The 17,420-nt window shown below is 63.1% G+C and carries 16 protein-coding genes; 11 read left to right on the top strand and 5 right to left on the bottom strand.

All coding sequences use genetic code 11. The features are described 5' to 3' along the window. The first annotated feature begins 1 nt into the window (after window position 1). From AC1DWI_RS01790 to AC1DWI_RS01780, 3 genes are read left to right on the top strand one after another with little or no spacing between them, the layout of a single operon-like run. Window positions 2–508, top strand: coding sequence for an ApeP family dehydratase (locus tag AC1DWI_RS01790; protein WP_477671626.1), 507 nt, complete (start codon window positions 2–4; stop codon window positions 506–508). After that, entirely contained in the window at window positions 505–1,239 is a 735-nt protein-coding gene (fabG, locus tag AC1DWI_RS01785; RefSeq protein ID WP_477671552.1) for a 3-oxoacyl-ACP reductase FabG, read from the top strand. Before AC1DWI_RS01790 ends, fabG begins: the two co-directional genes overlap by 4 nt. Before the next feature lie 11 nt (window positions 1,240–1,250). Then, window positions 1,251–2,057: a class I SAM-dependent methyltransferase gene (locus AC1DWI_RS01780; protein WP_477671551.1), complete on the top strand. Its 807-nt coding sequence runs from the start codon at window positions 1,251–1,253 to the stop codon at window positions 2,055–2,057. On the opposite strand, the gene AC1DWI_RS01775 is transcribed toward AC1DWI_RS01780, so the two are convergent. Next, on the bottom strand, window positions 2,045–2,821 hold the full coding sequence (locus AC1DWI_RS01775; RefSeq protein WP_457279115.1) for a glycosyltransferase family 2 protein: 777 nt from the start codon (window positions 2,819–2,821) through the stop codon (window positions 2,045–2,047). The genes AC1DWI_RS01780 and AC1DWI_RS01775 overlap by 13 nt on opposite strands. A 37-nt stretch (window positions 2,822–2,858) precedes the next feature. Then, entirely contained in the window at window positions 2,859–3,713 is an 855-nt protein-coding gene (locus tag AC1DWI_RS01770; protein WP_477724295.1) for a lysophospholipid acyltransferase family protein, read from the bottom strand. Window positions 3,714–4,024: 311 nt separating this feature from the next. On the opposite strand from AC1DWI_RS01770, the gene mutS reads away from it, so the two are divergent. From mutS to AC1DWI_RS01745, 5 genes are all read left to right on the top strand, one after another. After that, entirely contained in the window at window positions 4,025–6,637 is a 2,613-nt protein-coding gene (gene mutS, locus AC1DWI_RS01765) for a DNA mismatch repair protein MutS (protein ID WP_477671549.1), read from the top strand. Window positions 6,638–6,687: 50 nt separating this feature from the next. Further along, the gene (locus tag AC1DWI_RS01760) at window positions 6,688–7,515 is read left to right on the top strand and encodes a proteasome-type protease (RefSeq protein ID WP_477671548.1); all 828 of its coding nucleotides are present in this window, start codon (window positions 6,688–6,690) and stop codon (window positions 7,513–7,515) included. Between the two features lie 3 nt (window positions 7,516–7,518). Continuing rightward, window positions 7,519–8,355 (top strand): alpha/beta hydrolase, encoded by an 837-nt coding sequence (locus AC1DWI_RS01755; protein WP_477671547.1) that lies wholly within the window; start codon window positions 7,519–7,521, stop codon window positions 8,353–8,355. 323 nt (window positions 8,356–8,678) lie between these two features. Further along, the gene (locus AC1DWI_RS01750) at window positions 8,679–9,959 is read left to right on the top strand and encodes an MASE1 domain-containing protein (RefSeq protein WP_477671546.1); all 1,281 of its coding nucleotides are present in this window, start codon (window positions 8,679–8,681) and stop codon (window positions 9,957–9,959) included. A 1-nt stretch (window position 9,960) separates the two neighbouring features. Beyond that, on the top strand, window positions 9,961–11,466 hold the full coding sequence (locus AC1DWI_RS01745; RefSeq protein WP_477724294.1) for an acyl-CoA-binding protein: 1,506 nt from the start codon (window positions 9,961–9,963) through the stop codon (window positions 11,464–11,466). Window positions 11,467–11,486: 20 nt separating this feature from the next. On the opposite strand, the gene AC1DWI_RS01740 is transcribed toward AC1DWI_RS01745, so the two are convergent. The 3 genes from AC1DWI_RS01740 to AC1DWI_RS01730 form a co-directional block, all read right to left on the bottom strand. Beyond that, the gene (locus AC1DWI_RS01740) at window positions 11,487–11,882 is read right to left on the bottom strand and encodes a DUF3597 domain-containing protein (RefSeq protein WP_477666371.1); all 396 of its coding nucleotides are present in this window, start codon (window positions 11,880–11,882) and stop codon (window positions 11,487–11,489) included. 98 nt (window positions 11,883–11,980) lie between these two features. Continuing rightward, window positions 11,981–13,186 (bottom strand): dienelactone hydrolase family protein, encoded by a 1,206-nt coding sequence (locus AC1DWI_RS01735; protein WP_477671544.1) that lies wholly within the window; start codon window positions 13,184–13,186, stop codon window positions 11,981–11,983. Window positions 13,187–13,230: 44 nt separating this feature from the next. Continuing rightward, window positions 13,231–14,064, bottom strand: coding sequence for an undecaprenyl-diphosphate phosphatase (locus AC1DWI_RS01730; RefSeq protein ID WP_457279124.1), 834 nt, complete (start codon window positions 14,062–14,064; stop codon window positions 13,231–13,233). A gap of 386 nt (window positions 14,065–14,450) precedes the next feature. Here AC1DWI_RS01730 and AC1DWI_RS01725 point away from each other — a divergent pair, with 386 nt between their 5' ends. From AC1DWI_RS01725 to AC1DWI_RS01715, 3 genes are all read left to right on the top strand, one after another. After that, complete coding sequence (locus tag AC1DWI_RS01725) at window positions 14,451–14,861, top strand: DUF2306 domain-containing protein (protein WP_477671543.1); 411 nt, start codon at window positions 14,451–14,453, stop codon at window positions 14,859–14,861. A 136-nt stretch (window positions 14,862–14,997) separates the two neighbouring features. Continuing rightward, the gene (locus AC1DWI_RS01720) at window positions 14,998–16,023 is read left to right on the top strand and encodes an alpha/beta hydrolase family protein (protein WP_477671542.1); all 1,026 of its coding nucleotides are present in this window, start codon (window positions 14,998–15,000) and stop codon (window positions 16,021–16,023) included. A gap of 234 nt (window positions 16,024–16,257) precedes the next feature. After that, window positions 16,258–17,418 carry a branched-chain amino acid ABC transporter substrate-binding protein gene (locus AC1DWI_RS01715; RefSeq protein ID WP_477671625.1) on the top strand — a complete coding sequence of 387 codons (1,161 nt, stop codon included), beginning with the start codon at window positions 16,258–16,260 and terminating at the stop codon, window positions 17,416–17,418. Window positions 17,419–17,420 lie beyond the last annotated feature (2 nt).

Genomic DNA, 17,420 nt, shown 5'->3' with positions numbered 1-17,420 from the left:
GATGCCCACCAAGGCCTGCAGCGCGCCTTTGAGCCTTGGGCACGACGAGATCGCGCGCCGTATTCCCCATCAAGGCAGCATGTGCCTGCTTGAACGCGTCACGGCGTGGGACAACAGTCAAATTTCTTGCGAAGCCACGAGCCACCGCGCTGCCGGCAATCCCCTGCGTGCCTACGGAAGGCTGGGCGCCGCATGCGGGATTGAATACGCAGCGCAAGCCATGGCTGTGCACGGCGCACTGATCTCGGAAGCCGCGGCCGGCACCCAGAAAAATCACAAGGCAGACGACAACGCCACCCCCTTCGGCTACCTGGTCAGCGTTCGCGGGGTCACCTTGCACGTCGAAAGACTCGACGACATCAACCTCGCGCTCACCATCCATGCCGAGCGCACGAGCGGCGACGCCGGCAGTATTCTTTATGGGTTCACGGTCCACGCAGGCCCTGCACTGCTTCTGTCGGGCCGCGCCGTGGTGATGCTCGACGCGCCATCAAAGGGGACTGCATGAACGCCTCCGTACTCAAACGCGCGCTGGTCACCGGTGGCAGTGGCGCCATCGGCTCAGCCATTTGCCGGCAACTGGCTGCCGATGGATTTCACGTCATCGTGCATGCCAACCGCGGCCTCGATGCCGCATCAGCACTGGTGGCTTCCATCCAGGCGTCAGGCGGTCATGCGGAAGCTGTGGCGTTTGATGTCACTGATGCCGCCGCAACCGCCATTGCACTGGAAACCCTGCTGCTTCAGGGGCCGGTCCAGGTGGTCGTGAACAACGCCGGCATTCATGACGACGCGGTCTTTCCGGGCATGCAGCTGCGGCAGTGGCAACAGGTCATTGACGTATCGCTGAATGGCTTTTTTCATGTCACCCAGCCCTTGATGATGCCGATGATCCGTACGCGCTGGGGGCGTATCATCAATATCACGTCGGTCGCGGCAGTGGCAGGCAACCGCGGACAGGTGAATTATTCGGCGGCCAAAGGCGCATTGCATTCAGCCACCAAATCCCTTGCACTGGAGGTGGCCAGCCGCGGCATCACGGTTAATGCGGTCGCGCCGGGCATCATCGCGACACCGATGAGCCAGGACAGTTTTGATGCCACTGCCATCGCGCAGCTGGTACCCATGAAACGAGCCGGGCGACCTGAAGAAGTCGCCGACCTCGTGAGTTTTCTGACTTCAGAGCGCGCAGCTTACATCAGCGGCCAGGTTATTTCCATCAACGGCGGCATGATTTAAAAAGGCACTCCATGACCATTCCTGAAAACACTCCCACGGTGCATGCACCCCATGTCCCGCTGACCGAGTATTACCAGACAGAGCAGGACCGGCAAACCTATCTGCGCAGGATTTTTGACAGTACCGCGCCGGACTATGACCGCATCGAGGCAATCCTGGCCTGGGGCAGCGGTTCACGCTATCGACGCGACGCATTGATTCGCGGCGGCCTGAAAACCGGCATGAAAGTCCTCGACGTGGGCGTGGGAACCGGCCTGGTTGCCGCGCAAGCCTGCCTCTTGACCGGAGACCCCACACTGGTGACCGGCCTTGATCCCAGCCCCGGCATGATGGCCGCCAGCAAGCTGCCAAAAACCATGGTGCTGGTGGAAGGCCGGGCCGAGTCCCTTCCGTTTCCGGACAACCATTTCGATTTTTTAAGCATGGGTTATGCCCTGCGCCACATCAGCGACCTGGGTGTGGCATTTGCAGAATTTGAACGCGTGTTGAAGCCCGGTGGACGGCTCTGCGTGCTCGAAATCACCCAGGCAAAAAGCCGCTGGGGCCGCTGGTTGCTCAAGACCTACATGCGCGGCGTCATACCGCTGCTGACGCGCTTCGTTTCGCGGCAAAAGGAAACCGCGTCCATCTGGCGCTACTACTGGGACAGCATAGAAGCCTGCGTGCCGCCCGAACAGGTGCTGGCCACGTTGCGCGCGGCGGGTCTGGCGGATGTCAGGCAACACCTGGAAGCCGGCGTATTTTCAGAATACCAGGCAGTCAAATCGCAGCCCGGCTCCGCGGCCCCGGCCCTGGCCTCAACTCATCACGATCGCTGAAACAGGCGCCGGGCCAGCAACACTGGCAAGCGCAGCACAAACCCGATGAAAAGCCGGGAATGCATCCAGGTGAGCAAAAGGTTGTCGCGCAAGTAGTTGAAGTGCGACACCCCTCCCTCGTCGGGCCGAAAATACTTCACGGTGGCCGGCAGGTTGACCGGCTTCACCCCGCGCCAGCACATGCGCACCACGGCTTCCGGGTCAAAATCAAAGCGGCGCATCCAGCGTTGCCCGGCCATCACATCACGCAGCGGCGCGATCGGGTAAACACGAAAGCCGAACAGGGAATCCCCGATGCCGGCCCACAGGGTTTCCAGGTCGGCCCATCCATTGGACACCTTGCGTCCGTTGACACGCAGGCGTGGTGCATCCGCGGCGAATACCGGCACGCCGAGCACCATGACAGCGGGTTGGGCCAGCGACGCGACCATGAACTCCGGAATCAGGTGGGCGGGGTGCTGCCCATCGGAGTCCATGGTCAGCACATGCGTGAACCCCTGGGCCGCAGCCAGCTCAATGCCGTGCAGCACTGCGGCACCCTTGCCCACATTGCGCGGCAACACCACGACCCGCAAGCGCGCATCGTCTGCGGCCATTGCCAGCAGACGGTCGGTGCTGCCGTCAGTGCTGCCGTCGACGACCACCCAGACCGGCGCCCACTGCGCAAGTGCACTGCGGACTGTTTCGTCAACTTTGACACCGGGGTTGTAACTGGGAATCAGGACGAGGTGCGTCCTGGACATGTCGCGAAGGGAATCATTCATCGAGGGATCTAACTTGAACGGAAAACTGCGTGCACCTTCACGCCGGCGGCGCAGAAGCAGTCAGGGAGGACGCCCGGGTACGCCCCAGCTCGGCCTGGAAGTATTGTTCCAGCTCTGCGGTGAAGTGCGCCGTGTCGCTTACCGGTTCAAAGCATTTTCCGAGGCGAACACGGTAAGTGACCGGCATTTTCGGCGTCCATAGCAGGGACCAGCCCTTGCCCAGAAACCTCGAATCGGTTTCGATAAAARCGGTTTGCACCGGCACACCCGCGTATTTGGAAATCAGGCTCGTCGTTCCCTGCATGCGTCCTACAGGAAACCGCCGTGTGCGGGTGCCCTCCGGAAAAAGCAGCAAACTGCTGCCCTGGCGCAAGTCGGCGACGGCCAGCTGCACCATGGTGCGCAGCGGCGTATTGCGGATATAACCCACCAGTCGCGCGCCGGCCCCAAAAAAAACGCTGTTGACGATGTCCGCCTTCATGATGCAGGTGGCGTCCGGCAAACGCGACAGGATCATGATGGCGTCCAGCAGGGAAGGATGATTGGGCGCGATGATCACTGGAGGGCCTGCCTGCAGCGCATCCAGCGCCGTCAGGTCGAACCGACAGGCCCCCATCAACACCAGCAGGCGCAGATAAGAGCGGAAAGTGGCGGCCACGAGCCTGCGCCCCCAGCGTTTGCTTAATACCCTCGGCAACAAGGGCCGCATGACCACCGCCAGCAGCGAGACCGCCAGGCTGACGCCAACAAGTACCAGGTAACCCACGCAAAGACGGGCAGTTTCATGCACCGCCCTGCGGCCCTTATTGGCCAGGGACGGCTCGGCAAGCGCAGTGTCAGTCGGCTCCGCCCCGCTTACGCTGTTGAAAGGCGGGATACTCGGCTCGGTCATTGCTTGCCTTTCGGTTGAGGTCGTGGGCCCTGGCGCAGACCGTATCCGGTTTGCTTTTTGAATAGATGAATGCAAGCGAGTCTACCTCCCCAAAAATGCCGCTCTTTGGCAGATTTCCGGATTCCAGCGTAAGGTTTTATGCCGACTGAGGGGCCCACCGCAATCTTTCCCGGCAAAAGCCGGTGTTGGCGGTAAGTGACTGATAGTAAAGGACAATCAGGGGCCGGAAACATCGAAGAACRGCCCCTAAGATAGGCAATTGGCGAGATAAAAATGCGAACAGAAGGAAGCGCGCATGCGCTAGGTCATTGATGCAAAAAGAAACAATTCGGGGCAAAAATCCAACAGGCGGCGCGCCGGAAGACACGCCCATGATGACGCAATACAAGCGCATCAAGGCGGAGTACCCCGACACCCTGGTTTTTTACCGCATGGGGGATTTCTACGAGGTCTTCTTTGCCGATGCGGAAAAGGCCTCCCGCCTGCTGGACATCACGCTGACACGGCGCGGCCAGTCCGCGGGCGAGCCGGTTGTCATGGCGGGCGTGCCCTTTCATTCGCTGGAAGGCTACCTGGCCAAGCTCATCAAGCTCGGCGAATCGGTAGCCATCTGCGAGCAGGTCGGCGACGTCGCCACCAGCAAAGGCCCCGTGGAGCGCAAAGTGGTGCGCGTGGTCACGCCCGGCACACTGACCGACACCGAACTGCTGAGCGACAAGACCGAATCCATCCTGCTGGCCGTGCACCAGGGCGCGCGCAACACCTGCGGCCTGGCCTGGCTCAGCGTGACGCAGGGCGAAATCCACCTGGCGCACTGCGCCAATGACGAACTGGAAGCCTGGCTGGCGCGCGTGGCGCCCAGCGAACTGCTTTACAACGTCGACGTAACGCCGGCCTTTGAGCAGCGCCTCAAAACCCAGCGCTGCGCCGCCAGCGCCCGCCCCGCATGGCAGTTTGATTCCGCCCTGGGCGCGCGCCGCCTGCTGGACCAGCTCAAGGTCGCCTCGCTCGCATCCTGGAATGCTGAAGCACTGAATGAGGCGCACGCCGCCGCCTCGGCACTGCTGGGCTACGCTGAACACACCCAGGGCCGGGCGCTGTCGCATGTGCAGGGCCTGCAGGTGGTGCGTTCGGGCGAGCTGATCGAGCTGCCGCAAACCACGCGCCGCAACCTGGAGCTCACGCAGACCCTGCGCGGCGAAGAATCGCCCACGCTGTTTTCGCTGCTGGACACCTGCACCACCGGCATGGGCAGCCGTGCACTGAAAAGCTGGCTGCTCACCCCGCGCCGTGACCGGGCACAGGCCGCCGACAGGCTGGATGCCATTACCCACCTGCGCAGCGGCTCCCAGCAAACCCTGCGCGCCAGGCTCAAGGGCTGCAGCGATGTGGAACGCATCACCGCCCGCATCGCGCTGCGCCAGGTGCGGCCGCGCGAGCTCGTGGCCCTGAAAGACACGCTACAAAAAACAGAGCTGGTTGCGCCCGCCAATATTGGGCTGCCGGCACTTTTAACCAAAATCTTTGAAGACCTGCAACCACCGGAAGGCTGCCGCGAACTGCTGGGCCGCTATGTGCTGGACGAGCCCGCCGCACTGATACGCGACGGCGGCGTCATCAACCACGGCTGCGATGCAGACCTGGACGAATTGCGCGCCATCCAGACCAACTGCGACGATTTCCTGCTGGACCTGGAAGGCCGCGAAAAAGCCCGCACCGGCATCGCCAACCTGCGTGTGCAGTTCAACAAGGTGCACGGCTTCTACATTGAAGTCACCCAAGGCCAACTCGACAAGGTGCCCGACGACTACCGCCGCCGCCAGACACTGAAAAATGCCGAGCGCTACATCACGCCCGAACTCAAAGCCTTTGAAGACAAAGCCCTGTCGGCGCAGGAGCGCGCATTGGCGCGCGAGAAGTGGCTGTATGAACAGCTGCTCGATCAGTTGCAGGACTTCATTCCCGCGCTGAGCCGCCTGGCGCGCGCCCTCGCCTCACTCGACGCGCTGTGCGCATTGGCCGAACGCTCACTCACCCTCAACTGGGCCGCGCCGGTGTTCGTACGCGAACCCTGCATTGACATCAGCCAGGGCCGCCACCCTGTCGTCGAAGCGCGCCTGGCTGAGACGGGCGGCGGCGCCTTCATCGCCAACGATTCCGTCATGAGCGGCAAGCACCGCATGCAGGTCATCACCGGCCCCAACATGGGCGGCAAGTCGACCTACATGCGCCAGGTGGCGCTGATCGTGCTGCTGGCCAGCGTGGGCTCGTATGTGCCGGCGGCCAGCTGCCGGCTCGGGCCCATAGATGCCATCCACACCCGCATAGGCGCAGCCGATGACGTGGCCAACGCGCAATCGACCTTCATGCTGGAAATGACCGAGGCCGCGCAGATCCTGCACGCCGCCACACCGCATTCGCTGGTACTGATGGACGAAATCGGCCGCGGCACCTCGACATTCGACGGACTGGCGCTGGCCGGCGGCATTGCCGCCTACCTGCACAACAAGACCCAGGCCTTCACGCTGTTTGCCACACATTACTTTGAGCTCACCGAATTCCCGGCGCAGCACCACGGCGCCATCAACGTGCATGTGAGCGCAGTCGAGTCCGGCGCCGACATCGTGTTTTTGCACCACATAGAGCCCGGCCCTGCCAGCAAAAGCTACGGGATTGCCGTGGCCAAGCTGGCCGGCGTGCCCGCGGCCGTCGTCAACCATGCCCGCCATGCGCTCACCGCGCTGGAAGCCCACCAGACGGAAGCACGCGCCCAGGTCGACCTGTTCGCCGCCCCACCCGAAGCCGCCGCGCCCGAACAAAGTGCCGTGGACAAGGCATTGGGTACCATAGACCCCGATGCACTGAGTCCGCGCGAGGCGCTGGACGCCCTGTACCGCCTGAAAAAGATCTCTACCTCCCCGTGACCCAGCGCAACCCGACCGCCCCCACACTTCCAAGCCACCAAAGCCACCTCATGACTTACTGCGTCGCCGCCAAACTCAACGCCGGGCTGGTGTTCCTGTCAGACTCCCGCACCAACGCGGGCCTGGACCACATCAGCACCTTCCGCAAAATGATCGTCTATGAAAAGCCGGGCGACCGTTTYATGGTGCTGCTGTCGGCCGGCAATCTGTCGATTTCCCAGTCGATCCGCGAGATCCTGCAGATCGAGCAGCTCAAGGACCACGACGGCGGAGAAGCCATCACGATCTGGAACGCCAAAAGCATGTTCGATGCCGCACGCGTGCTGGGCTCGGCAATACGCCGCGTCTACGACCGTGACGCCGAAGCACTGAAAAACGCCGACGTCGACTTCAACGTCTCGTTGGTCTTCGGCGGGCAGATCCGCGGCGAGAACATGCGCCTCTTCCAGATGTATTCGGCCGGCAACTTCATCGAAGCGACCGACGAGACACCTTACTTCCAGGTCGGCGAATCCAAGTACGGCAAACCCGTACTGGACCGCGTGCTCACCCCGGCCACGCCGCTGGCCGAAGCCGCCAAGTGTGTGCTGGTGTCCATGGACTCGACCATGAAGTCGAATCTCTCGGTTGGCCTGCCGCTGGATCTGGTGGTCTATGAGGCTGACACCTACCGGAGCGACAAGATCGTCTGCATCGACAACGACAACCCCTACTACCGCATGATGCACAGCAGCTGGGGCCAGAAGCTGCGCGAGGTGTTCGACAGCATCGAAGACCCGGTGTGGGACGACGCGCACACCGACATCCCGCTGAAGATGCCGGCCACCCGCCATGAGCCGTTGAAGAAGATCAGCACGCCTGACGAGAAACTGATTTAAGCCGTGCCCGCCAACGCAAAGCCGCTGGTCATTTTTTCCCACGGCAACAGCTTCCCCGCCAGCACCTACAGCGCGGTGTTCCAGAGCCTGAAAGCACGCGGCTTTCAGGTCAAGGCGATTGAAAAATTCGGCCACGACCCGCGCTACCCGGTCACCAGCAACTGGCCGCACCTGGTGCAGCAGTTGGCCGACTTCACGGCCCGCGAGGTTGAAAAATCCGGCCAGCCGGCTTTCCTGGTGGGCCATTCGCTGGGCGGCTTTTTAAGCCTGATGTGCGCTGCGCGCAACCCGGTGCTCGGCGGCCAGCCCGTCAAGGGCGTGGTGCTGGTCGACTCCCCCATCCTCGGCGGCTGGCGCGCCGCAGCGCTGAGCGTGGCCAAGCGAGCACAACTGGTGGGCTCCATATCCCCCGGTGCCATCAGCCGCAAACGCCGTCACCAATGGGTAGGCAAAGACGAGGTCTTTGAACACTTTCGCAGCAAGAAGGCATTTGCCGCCTGGGACGAGCAAGTGCTGCGCGACTACATCGAGCATGGCACCCACGACGATGCCGGCGAAGGCCAGCGCCTGCTGAGCTTCGACCGCGACGTCGAAACCGCGATCTACAACACGCTTCCCCACAACCTGGAAGGCCTGCTTAAACGCCACCCGCTGAAATGCCCTGTTGCCTTTATCGGCGGGCGGCAGTCGGCCGAGATGAAGCAGGTTGGGATGGCGATGACCGAAAAGGTGACGAAGGGGCGGATCATGATGCTGGATGGGAGTCATCTGTTTCCGATGGAGAAGCCATTGGCAACGGCGGCTGCGGTTGAGGCGGCTTTGAGGAATTTCCTCGAGTAGGCTGCTGTTGTTTCCGGCGGTGCGCCCTCTGCTGAGGGCGGCTGGCCGGGGGTTGCCCGGCCAGCAGCTCCTAGACGAAAGCGCCCAGTCGGAACACAAACCGGCCTCAAGGAACCGCTATCAATTCAATAGCTGCCAGCGCCCGTCCCTATTTCCCAAAAGGCCAAAAACCACCTAAAAGTGCAGATTTCAGCGATATTGACGCCGCGGGGACTTACCCTCAAGACTGCGGTTCAACATTCGCAACAGACTGGATAAACTAGCCCAGCACATCCGGCAGCCCCTGTGCCGCGCATCAGAACGATTCTCAGAGGAGGTTTCTCATGGCCCTGTCCTTTATCGTCACCCTTGCCGTGACCTTTCTAGCCTGGGCCGTTGCAGCGGTGCTGTCCCAAAGCATGGGCGACGCGATGACGCTGAGCGCATCCGTCTGGCTGGCCACGGGCGTCACCTTTGGCGCGCTGCTGGCCGTGAAGCCGCCCAAGCGCCCCGCCGTACTGGCGGGCGCCGCGCTGGCGGCCATCGCGCTGGCTTTGCTGGACGGCCTGGCCGTGTTGCCTGCCATCGCTTTTGGCCTGAACGAAGCCCTCTGCGCCAGCCTGGGCGCCTGGGTGGCGCGCCTGCTGCGCAGCACCGGGCCCGACGGCGGCATGGAGCCGGGCAAGGCTTACGCCGGCGTGCTGCTGGGCGCACTGCTGACCTCCGCGCTGGGTGCCAGCATCGGCGTGATGCTCTGGAGCTGGGCCCTGCCGGAGCCCGTTGTCCTGCTGACCGAATGGCGCGTGTGGACCTGCACCACCTTTGTCGGCATCTTGCTGATCGCGCCGCTCATCACTGCGTTTTCCGGCTTCAAGGTCAAGCGCTCGGGCGGCATGGCCACCAGCCAGTTCCTGGCGGGCGCGGGCACCTTCCTGCTTTTCTTTGTGGTGGCGGGGCTGATCTTTTCAAGCGATGTGTCCGACCGGTTCAGCGCATCGCTGGGCCCCACCCTCACCTACCTGCCGCTGCCCTTCATGGTGGTGACCGCCATCCTCTGGAAAGAACGCGGCGCCACGGTGGCCACGCTCATCGGCGCGCTGGCCCTGGTCGCCTGGACCAACGCCGGCGGCGGCCCCTTCGCCGAAGTGGAAGGCTTTCCCGGCGAAGCGGTGATCGAGGTACAAGGTTATGTCGCCGTGATGGCGCTGCTGGTGGGCGTGGTCAATGCCCTGGGCGCCACCGCCGCACAGGCCCTGGCGCAGGCGCAGGACTGGCGCACCCGCTACCGCCAGGTGCTGGACTCCAACCGCACGGTGGTCGCCAATTTTGACGCCAGGACGGGCGCTGCCGAATGGGGCGAAGGTGCCAGCGAGTTGCTGCGCACCAACGCCAACGCACTGCTGACCGTGCAGGACTTCATCGCCCACGCCGACCCGCAAGAGCAGCCCGGACTGCAAGCCGACTGGCGCGACCTGACGCAGGGCCAGCGCGACCACGTGCTGTGGAAGAACACCCTGCGCTGGAGCGACGGCCGCGTGGCCAGCGTGAACGCGCGCCTGTCGGGTGTGCGCGGCGCCGACGGCAATGTCGAACAGGTTGCAGCGCTGCTGGAAGTCGAGGCCTGACGTGGCTCTGGACACTTCCAGCACCGCTTCCGCCGAGTCACCAGCGCCGGCCGTGGACAAGAAGACGCCGGCCGTTTTCCTCATTCACGGGCTGGGCGGCACGCAATACGATCTGGGCTCCATGCACAAGCGGCTGAAAAACGCCGGTTTTGTCACCCATTCGCTGACCCTGCCCGGCCACGGCACCACGCCCGAGGATTTGGTGAACGTGACCGCTGAGCAGTGGATGGATGCCGTCACCGCCAAATACCACGAGGTGGCCGCGCAGCACGACAACTTCCACATCATGGGCATGTGCATGGGCGCACTGCTGGCCACCGAGCTGGCCAAGCGGCAAAAGCACACGCGCGGCAAGCTGATCGCGCTGGCGCCGCCTATCTACATCGACGGGTGGGCCACCGCCTGGTACACACCGCTGCGCCACCTGATGTACCACCTGCCCGGCGTTGCAGCACGCATGAAGGTCGAGGAAGAAGACCCTTTCGGCATCAAGAACGAACAGCTGCGCGCCATCGTCAAGGCCAAATTTGCGCGCGGTGAAGCCTTTCATTACCGCTGGGTACCGCTGGCCTGCGTGCGGCAGGTAGACCGGCTTCGCGGCTGGGTGATGACCGGCCTGAAAGACATGGCCAGCGAAACCCTGGTGATCCATGCACGCGAGGACGAACTCACCAGCCTGAGCTCGGCCAACTACCTGGTCGAGCAGATAGGCGGCGCCAAAGCCCGCATGGTGGTGCTGGAAAACAGCTATCACATGATCTGCGTCGACAACGACCGCGAACAGGTTGCCCGCAACGTGCTGGAGTTTTTCGGCGCCAGCAGCGCGGCCTCACTGGGCATGGCGGTAGACGACCCGAAGATGAGCCCCGAAGCACTCATCGCCTTTGCGCAAGCGCTGCGTACCTCGCTGGAGGCCGGCGACTTCACCGGCATCTTTGCCAGGGGCGCTTCGGACATGGCATGGTTCCAGCCCGGCGCCAACCGCGCCAGCGGCGTTTACCGCGGCAACAAGGGTCTGCAAGCCATGCTGCCGTGGGCCGCTGCAGTGCGGTTCACGGCATTCGGGCAGCCGGTGTTCAATGCCGGCGTGGCGGTGGTGCCCGCTACGCTCACGGCCGGCGGCCTGATGTCGCAAGGTGTGCTGGCCTTTGCGGTGCGCTCGGGCCGGCTGCTCGATGCACGCTGGTTCCCTGATGACGTGGCGCTGGAAGACGCGCACTTTGGTGAACCTGTGGCCCCTGCCGGGCCCAGCGAARCCGAGCGCGCTTTTGAAGCCGCCGGCATTGCGGTGAAGACGCTGGCCCAACCACCTGACAACGAAGCCCTGCTGGGCCTCTATGCCTTGTACAAACAGGCGACGCTGGGGGACGCGACCGGCGAACGCCCCGGCATGATGGACGTGACAGGCCGCGCCAAATACGATGCCTGGGCCCAGCGCAAGGGCATGACCCGCGAAGACGCGATGGCCGGCTACACAGCCCTAGTGGAAAAGCTCAGGTCCGCCTGAGCGTTCGTCCCTTCGCGGGGCTAATCCATCAGGTCGGCGGGTACCTTGCCGCCGTTGGCTGCCAGCTTGTTCATGACCTGCTTGTGCAGCCAGATGTTCATGGTCGCGCTGTCATTCATGTCACCCGTGTAACCCAGTTCCTTCGCCAGCTCCTTGCGCTCACCCAGGCTGCTGTCCAGGTGCAGGAGCTTCATCAGGTCGACGATAGAGGTCTTCCAGTTGAGTTTTTCCGGGTTCTTGCTGGCCATGCCGTTGAGCAGGGCTTCGACATCCACCTGCTGCATGGGCGGCGCTGCAGGCGCCGGGGCAGGCGCTGCGGGAGCCGTGTCAGCGGGAGCGGCAGCCACCGGCGGCGCGGCATCGGGCGTTTGCAGCGAGGGAAATATCTTGCCGAAAATTTTGCCGAGAATACTCATGGTGCGACCCTGCCTGAAGTTTAAAAATCCAGCGTAACACCAGGATGTGACAGCTTTTGTCAGACGTCACGCCAATCGCAGCTTGGGCAACGCATCGCTCAACGGGCTGGCGCACCCACGCGTTTCAGGCCCGCTTCACCCGCCCGCGCCGCCGCATCGGGCTGCCACACCACCTGATCGTCTACCGCATACAGCCAGCACTTCGATTTCGCCCTCGCACACTGCTGGAAGGTCGTCGCCATGGCTTCGGGCTCGCCGGCGTTGAAGTACCAGCCGCCCTTCTCCGTCACGGCAAAGGCTTTGGGAGACGGCAAGCTGCGGAAGTGGGCATAACGCGCCTTGCCGGCGTCGCTGAGCGGCACGGCCGCTGTGTCATCGGCCGCCGCAAAGCCGGAGGCCGGCGGCACCACGTAGTGATGCCCTTTGAAGCGCTGGGCGTGCGACAACAGCAAGGGCTGGCCCAGCTGCGCCGAGAGAAACTCGAACATGCGCGCATGTGATGCTTCCCGCGCTGCGGGGTTGCCGCCCACCGTGGCCTTGCCGGTTTTGGTGTTGCCCAGGCCTTCCATTTGTTTGACAGGCCCGGGGCCGTCAAAGCCGTGGTAGCTGCCGGGGTAAACCGTCAGTTCCACCGGCGAATTGGCTTTGTTCTTTTGCAGGCGCCCATGCAGGGTGACGCACTCCGGGGCCAGTGTCCAGTCGTCGAGCTCGCCGATCATGATCAGGAGCGGCACATGGACTTCATAGTTCCACATCCTGTTGTTCAGCAGGCAGCCAGGGTAAAAAGCCACGGCGGCGCGCGGCTGCATCTTCTGTGCCTGCACGTATTTGTCTGTGGCGTCGATAGTGCTGAGCACCGTCTGCGCGCCATGCGACCAGCCCAGGACCACAATGCGCGAAGCATCCACAGACGGCTGCTTCACCAGCCAGTCGATGGCGGCGAACACGTCCTCGCGGCGATCGCTTTCGTGAATGGTGCGGAGCTTGTTGGGTGTCTCGCAAATCGATTTCTGGCCACGCGGGGTGAAGCTGTCCAGCGCGAGGAAATGCATGCGCTCCGCGTTGAAGTACCCGCCATACCGGAAGAGCCGCTCGGCAAAATTGCCTTTACTGTCGAGCCCGCCGCCGCAGCCATGCAGGCCGATGATGACGGGCCGCGGATCCTTGTCGCCGGTGTCGAACCAGTAGCCGGGAATCTGCAGCTTGCCGTCCTGCGACGGGATAAATACCGGGCCACTCGCATGCGACAGCTGTGCCAGCAGCAAGCCCCAAAGAAGAACAGAAAAATACCGAAGCCAGGTCATGGCAGTCCCCTCCCCTGCGTCTCTTTTACCGGACGCTCAGTTTTTTACGCCGCCCAAACCACCAGCCCGCTCCACGCCGTGGCCAGCACCACAATGCCGAACGCGATGCGGTACCAGGCAAACGGCACAAAGCTGTTGGTCGAGATGTAGCGCAGCAGCCAGCGTACGCAAAGCCAGGCGCTGAAAAACGAAAACACCAGGCCTACCGCAAACATGGGCATGTCGGCAGCAGACAGCAGCGCCCGCTCCTTGTACAGGCTGTAGGCGCCGGCGCCAATCAGCGTCGGCATGGCCAGGAAAAACGAGAAGTCGGTCGCGGCCTTGCGCGACAGCCCCAGCAGCATGCCGCCGATGATGGTCGCACCGCTTCGGCTGGTGCCGGGAATCATCGCCAGGCATTGCACCAGGCCGACCTTCACCGCGTCCATCACGGTCATGTCCTCCACCTCCTGGATGCGCGCAGCCGCGGTGTTCTTTTGCTGCCGCTTTTCGGCCCAGAGGATGATGAAGCCGCCGATGATGAAAGTGCTGGCCACCACCACGGGCGTGAAAAGATGGGCCTTGATGGCTTTGCCGAACAGCAGGCCCAGCACCACGGCGGGCACAAAAGCCACCAGCACATTGAGCACAAACTGTTGCGCCTGTTTCTCGGTCGGCAGGGCTACGGCGGTCGCGCGGATCTTCTGCCAGTACACCAGGATCACCGCAAAAATGGCGCCAGTCTGGATCGCGATATCAAACACCTTGGCTTTTTCATCGTCAAATCCCAGCAGCGCACCGGCCAATATCAGGTGCCCTGTCGAGGAGATCGGCAGGAATTCAGTCAGGCCCTCGACGATGCCCATGACGGCGGCTTTGATCAACAGTGCAATATCCACGCGGTCTCCAGAAAATGAAAGATTATGGCCCCCACGGTCGCTCACTTCGTGTAGCTCCCTGCCCCCCAAGGGGGCCGCTGCGCCTGCGGCCCGGCAAAGCCGAGAATTGGCACACCCCTATCGGGCTCACTCCGTGTAGCCCTTTTCCCCTTGCAGGGGACTGTGCCTGCGGCCCGGCAAAGCCGGTTCCGCGGCTCATGCTGGGTTGGAGAATTCTGTGGGTGCAACAAGTGGTGGAGGTATTCCACCAGTGGGGGCCGAGGGTCCGGCTTTGCCGGCCCCAGGCGCCGTCTCCTTGAGGGGAGAACAGGCTACACGCAGTGAGTCTGGACAGGGGTGGTATTTCTGTGCACAATTTGTTACCCCTTCCGCCAGTCGCCACAGCCATGCAACTGACACCGCTGATCGCCATTCATCTGTTTGCTGCCAGCACCGCCATCGTCATTGGGCCCGTCGCGCTGTGGGCGCGTAAAGGGCGCTTGCAGCGGCCCAAGCTGCACCGGGCTTTTGGTTATGCCTTCGTGACGATGATGCTGGTCACCGCCGCGACGGCAGTTTTCATCCGCGACTATGACTATCCCAATATCGCCGGCTACACACCCATCCACCTGCTGGTGCCCTTCACACTGCTCAGCCTGACCGGCGCGTTCTGGCATTTGAGCCGCGGCAACATTGCGGGCCACCGCCGCGCCATGCAGTCCCTCTACATTGGCGCATGCCTGGTGGCAGGCGTGTTCACGCTGATGCCCGACCGCTACCTGGGCAAGATGCTGTGGGCGCAGCTCGGCCTGCTGTGACTTTCCACATCGCCCGGAAAAGCTGCAGCATTTTTTGACGAGCCCGTGGCAGGACGGTCCGTGCACGGAGTCCGGTGAAAATCCCTCAGACGCACACAATGCCCCACCCGGGCGCCCAGAAAACGAAGGAACACCCATRCACCGTTATGTCCTGAGCGGCCTGTTGCTGCTCGCCGCCACCTGCGTGCAGGCCGGCATGGGATTCACCGAACTGCCCGGCCTGCAGGACGATGGCCCCGTCAGCGTTTTTTACCCTTCCGCCGGTGAAGACCGGCAGGCCCAGTTCGGCTCCTATTCCCTCAAACTTGATCGCGGTGGCCAACCCGTGCGCGGCAACACGCGCCTCGTGGTGATCTCGCACGGCTCGGGCGGCTCGCCCTGGACGTACACCGACCTGGCGCGCCGCCTGGTCGAAGACGGCTTCGTCGTTGCGTTTCCCCTGCACCGCGGCGACAACGCCATGGACCCGTCTACCCCCGGACCCGACAGCTGGAAGCAGCGGCCCGCCGAGGTCTCCCGCGCCATTGACGCGGTAGCGCGTGACCAGCGCCTTGCACCGCTCCTGTCGCTGGACAAGGTCGGCATGTACGGCATGTCGGCCGGCGGCCATACCGCCCTGACGCTCGCCGGCGGCCGCTGGTCCCCGGCGCTGCTGGCCCGGCATTGCGAGGCCAACATTGCCGAGGACTTTCACACCTGCGTCGGGCTGACCACCCGGCTCACGGGGGGCATGCTGGACGGCCTGAAAAAATCGGTGGCGCTGGCAGTGATCCGCCAAAGATTCAGCGACGCAGGCTGGCAAACCCACACCGATCCGCGCATTCGCGCCGTGGTTGCCGGCGTTCCGCTGGCCGCCGATTTCGACATGGCCTCGCTGGCCGCACCGCCCGTGCCGCTCGGACTGGTGACCGCCCGGCAAGACCGCTGGCTGGTGCCCCGTTTTCACAGCGACGTGGTGCTTGCGGCCTGCAAGCGCTGCGAACACCTGGCCGACCTGCCCACCGGCGGCCACGGTGCGCTGCTGTCGCCGCCGCCACCGGCCGATGCCATGTCAGCCCTGGCCAAAGACCTGCTGCTGGACCCGCCCGGCTTTGACCGCAGCGAGCTTCCCCAGGTGGACCAGAAGATCAGCAGCTTCCTGCGCAGGCACCTGCTTCCCTGAATTCCCCGGCGATGGGTTTGTGAGACGGGCCACAGGCACGCCTGGCGATCACGCATCGAAGTGAACCAAAATGAGCCTTTCAGGTGCATTTTTGAGTCAGAAACGAACCAATAAGAATCATTAGTAAAACTTATCTACTCGTACATTCATTCGCTGATGGGTGAACCCTACTACCGCTTCATGAAGGTGAAATATACATTCAGTTACACCAACATTACCACCAAGGTTCTCACGATGAACAGCTTCGCATCCCGCCGCCATACCCTGGTCGGCCTGACCGCCATTGCCGTAGCCGGCGCCCTGCTCTCGGGCTGTGACAACCCGCCAGACACCATCAAGATCGGTGTTGCCCAGCCCCTGTCGGGAAACCTCGCCGCGCTCGGCCAGGACTTGCACAACGGCGTGAAGATGGCCGTGGACGAGATCAACAAGGAGGGCTTCCAGATCAAGGGCAAGACGGTCAAGATTGAAATCGTGGCCATGGACGACCGGTCTGATCCAAAAACCGGTGTGGAAGTCGCGCAGCAGCTCGTCGACGCCGGCGTGGTCGCCGTGATCGGCAACCTCAATTCGGGCGTCAGCATCCCGGCCGCACCGGTCTATGCCGCCAAAAACATTCCCCAGCTGGCCATCTCGACCAACCCCAAGTTCACCGAGCTGGGCCTGGCCACCACCTTCCGCCTGGTCGCCAACGACAACCTGCAGGCCCGCGCGATCGGCTCCTTTGCCGCCAACCAGCTCAGCGCCAGCAAGTTCGCCATCGTCGATGACGGCACCACCTACGGCAAGGGCCTGGCCGCCGGTGCGGCCGTCGAGCTGAAGAAAGCCGGCAAGGCAGTAGTGGTCACCTATTCATCCGACGACAAGACCACCAAGTTTGACGAGCTGGCCGGCAAGATCAAGGACGGCAATGTCGAAGTGGTCGTGTCCACGCAAGGCGACTTCCAGATCCTCGCGCTGATTGATGCCCTCAAGAAGATCGACTACAACCAGCAGATCAGCATCCTGGGCGGCGACACCATCAAGACGACCGACATGCTCAAGGGCAGCGACACAGTCAAGGGAATCTACGCTACTTCGCCCATCCTGGACGCCAAGGAATTCGTCAACGGCAAGGCCTTCCTGAGCAAGTACCAGGAAACCTTCAAAAGGGAGCCGGCTTACGGCGGCCACTACACCTACGACGCGATGTACATCCTGGCCGGCGCCATGCGGCGCGCCAACTCGGTCAAGCCTGAAAAGATCACCGAAACCCTGCGCACCTTTGACGGCTACGCGCCGATTACCGGCTCCATGAAGTGGGACTCGGTGGGCGAGCAGCGTTACGGCGTGGTCGGCGTTTACTCGATCCGCAAGGGTGTTTGGGATCTGCAGCTGCGCTCCGACCGCTGGTAGGC

This window comes from Polaromonas sp. P3_C2 (assembly GCF_056402675.1).
This window is presented reverse-complemented; position numbering and strand designations above follow the sequence as displayed.

Excerpts from the sequence above, each read along its gene's own strand:
- AC1DWI_RS01790 (WP_477671626.1), top strand. The coding sequence starts at position 2 with ATGCCCACCAAGGCCTGCAGCGCGCCTTTGAGCCTTGGGCACGACGAG.
- fabG (WP_477671552.1), top strand. The coding sequence starts at position 505 with ATGAACGCCTCCGTACTCAAACGCGCGCTGGTCACCGGTGGCAGTGGC.
- AC1DWI_RS01780 (WP_477671551.1), top strand. The coding sequence starts at position 1,251 with ATGACCATTCCTGAAAACACTCCCACGGTGCATGCACCCCATGTCCCG.
- AC1DWI_RS01775 (WP_457279115.1), bottom strand. The coding sequence starts at position 2,821 with ATGAATGATTCCCTTCGCGACATGTCCAGGACGCACCTCGTCCTGATT.
- mutS (WP_477671549.1), top strand. The coding sequence starts at position 4,025 with ATGCAAAAAGAAACAATTCGGGGCAAAAATCCAACAGGCGGCGCGCCG.
- AC1DWI_RS01750 (WP_477671546.1), top strand. The coding sequence starts at position 8,679 with ATGGCCCTGTCCTTTATCGTCACCCTTGCCGTGACCTTTCTAGCCTGG.
- AC1DWI_RS01740 (WP_477666371.1), bottom strand. The coding sequence starts at position 11,882 with ATGAGTATTCTCGGCAAAATTTTCGGCAAGATATTTCCCTCGCTGCAA.
- AC1DWI_RS01735 (WP_477671544.1), bottom strand. The coding sequence starts at position 13,186 with ATGACCTGGCTTCGGTATTTTTCTGTTCTTCTTTGGGGCTTGCTGCTG.
- AC1DWI_RS01725 (WP_477671543.1), top strand. The coding sequence starts at position 14,451 with ATGCAACTGACACCGCTGATCGCCATTCATCTGTTTGCTGCCAGCACC.
- AC1DWI_RS01715 (WP_477671625.1), top strand. The coding sequence starts at position 16,258 with ATGAACAGCTTCGCATCCCGCCGCCATACCCTGGTCGGCCTGACCGCC.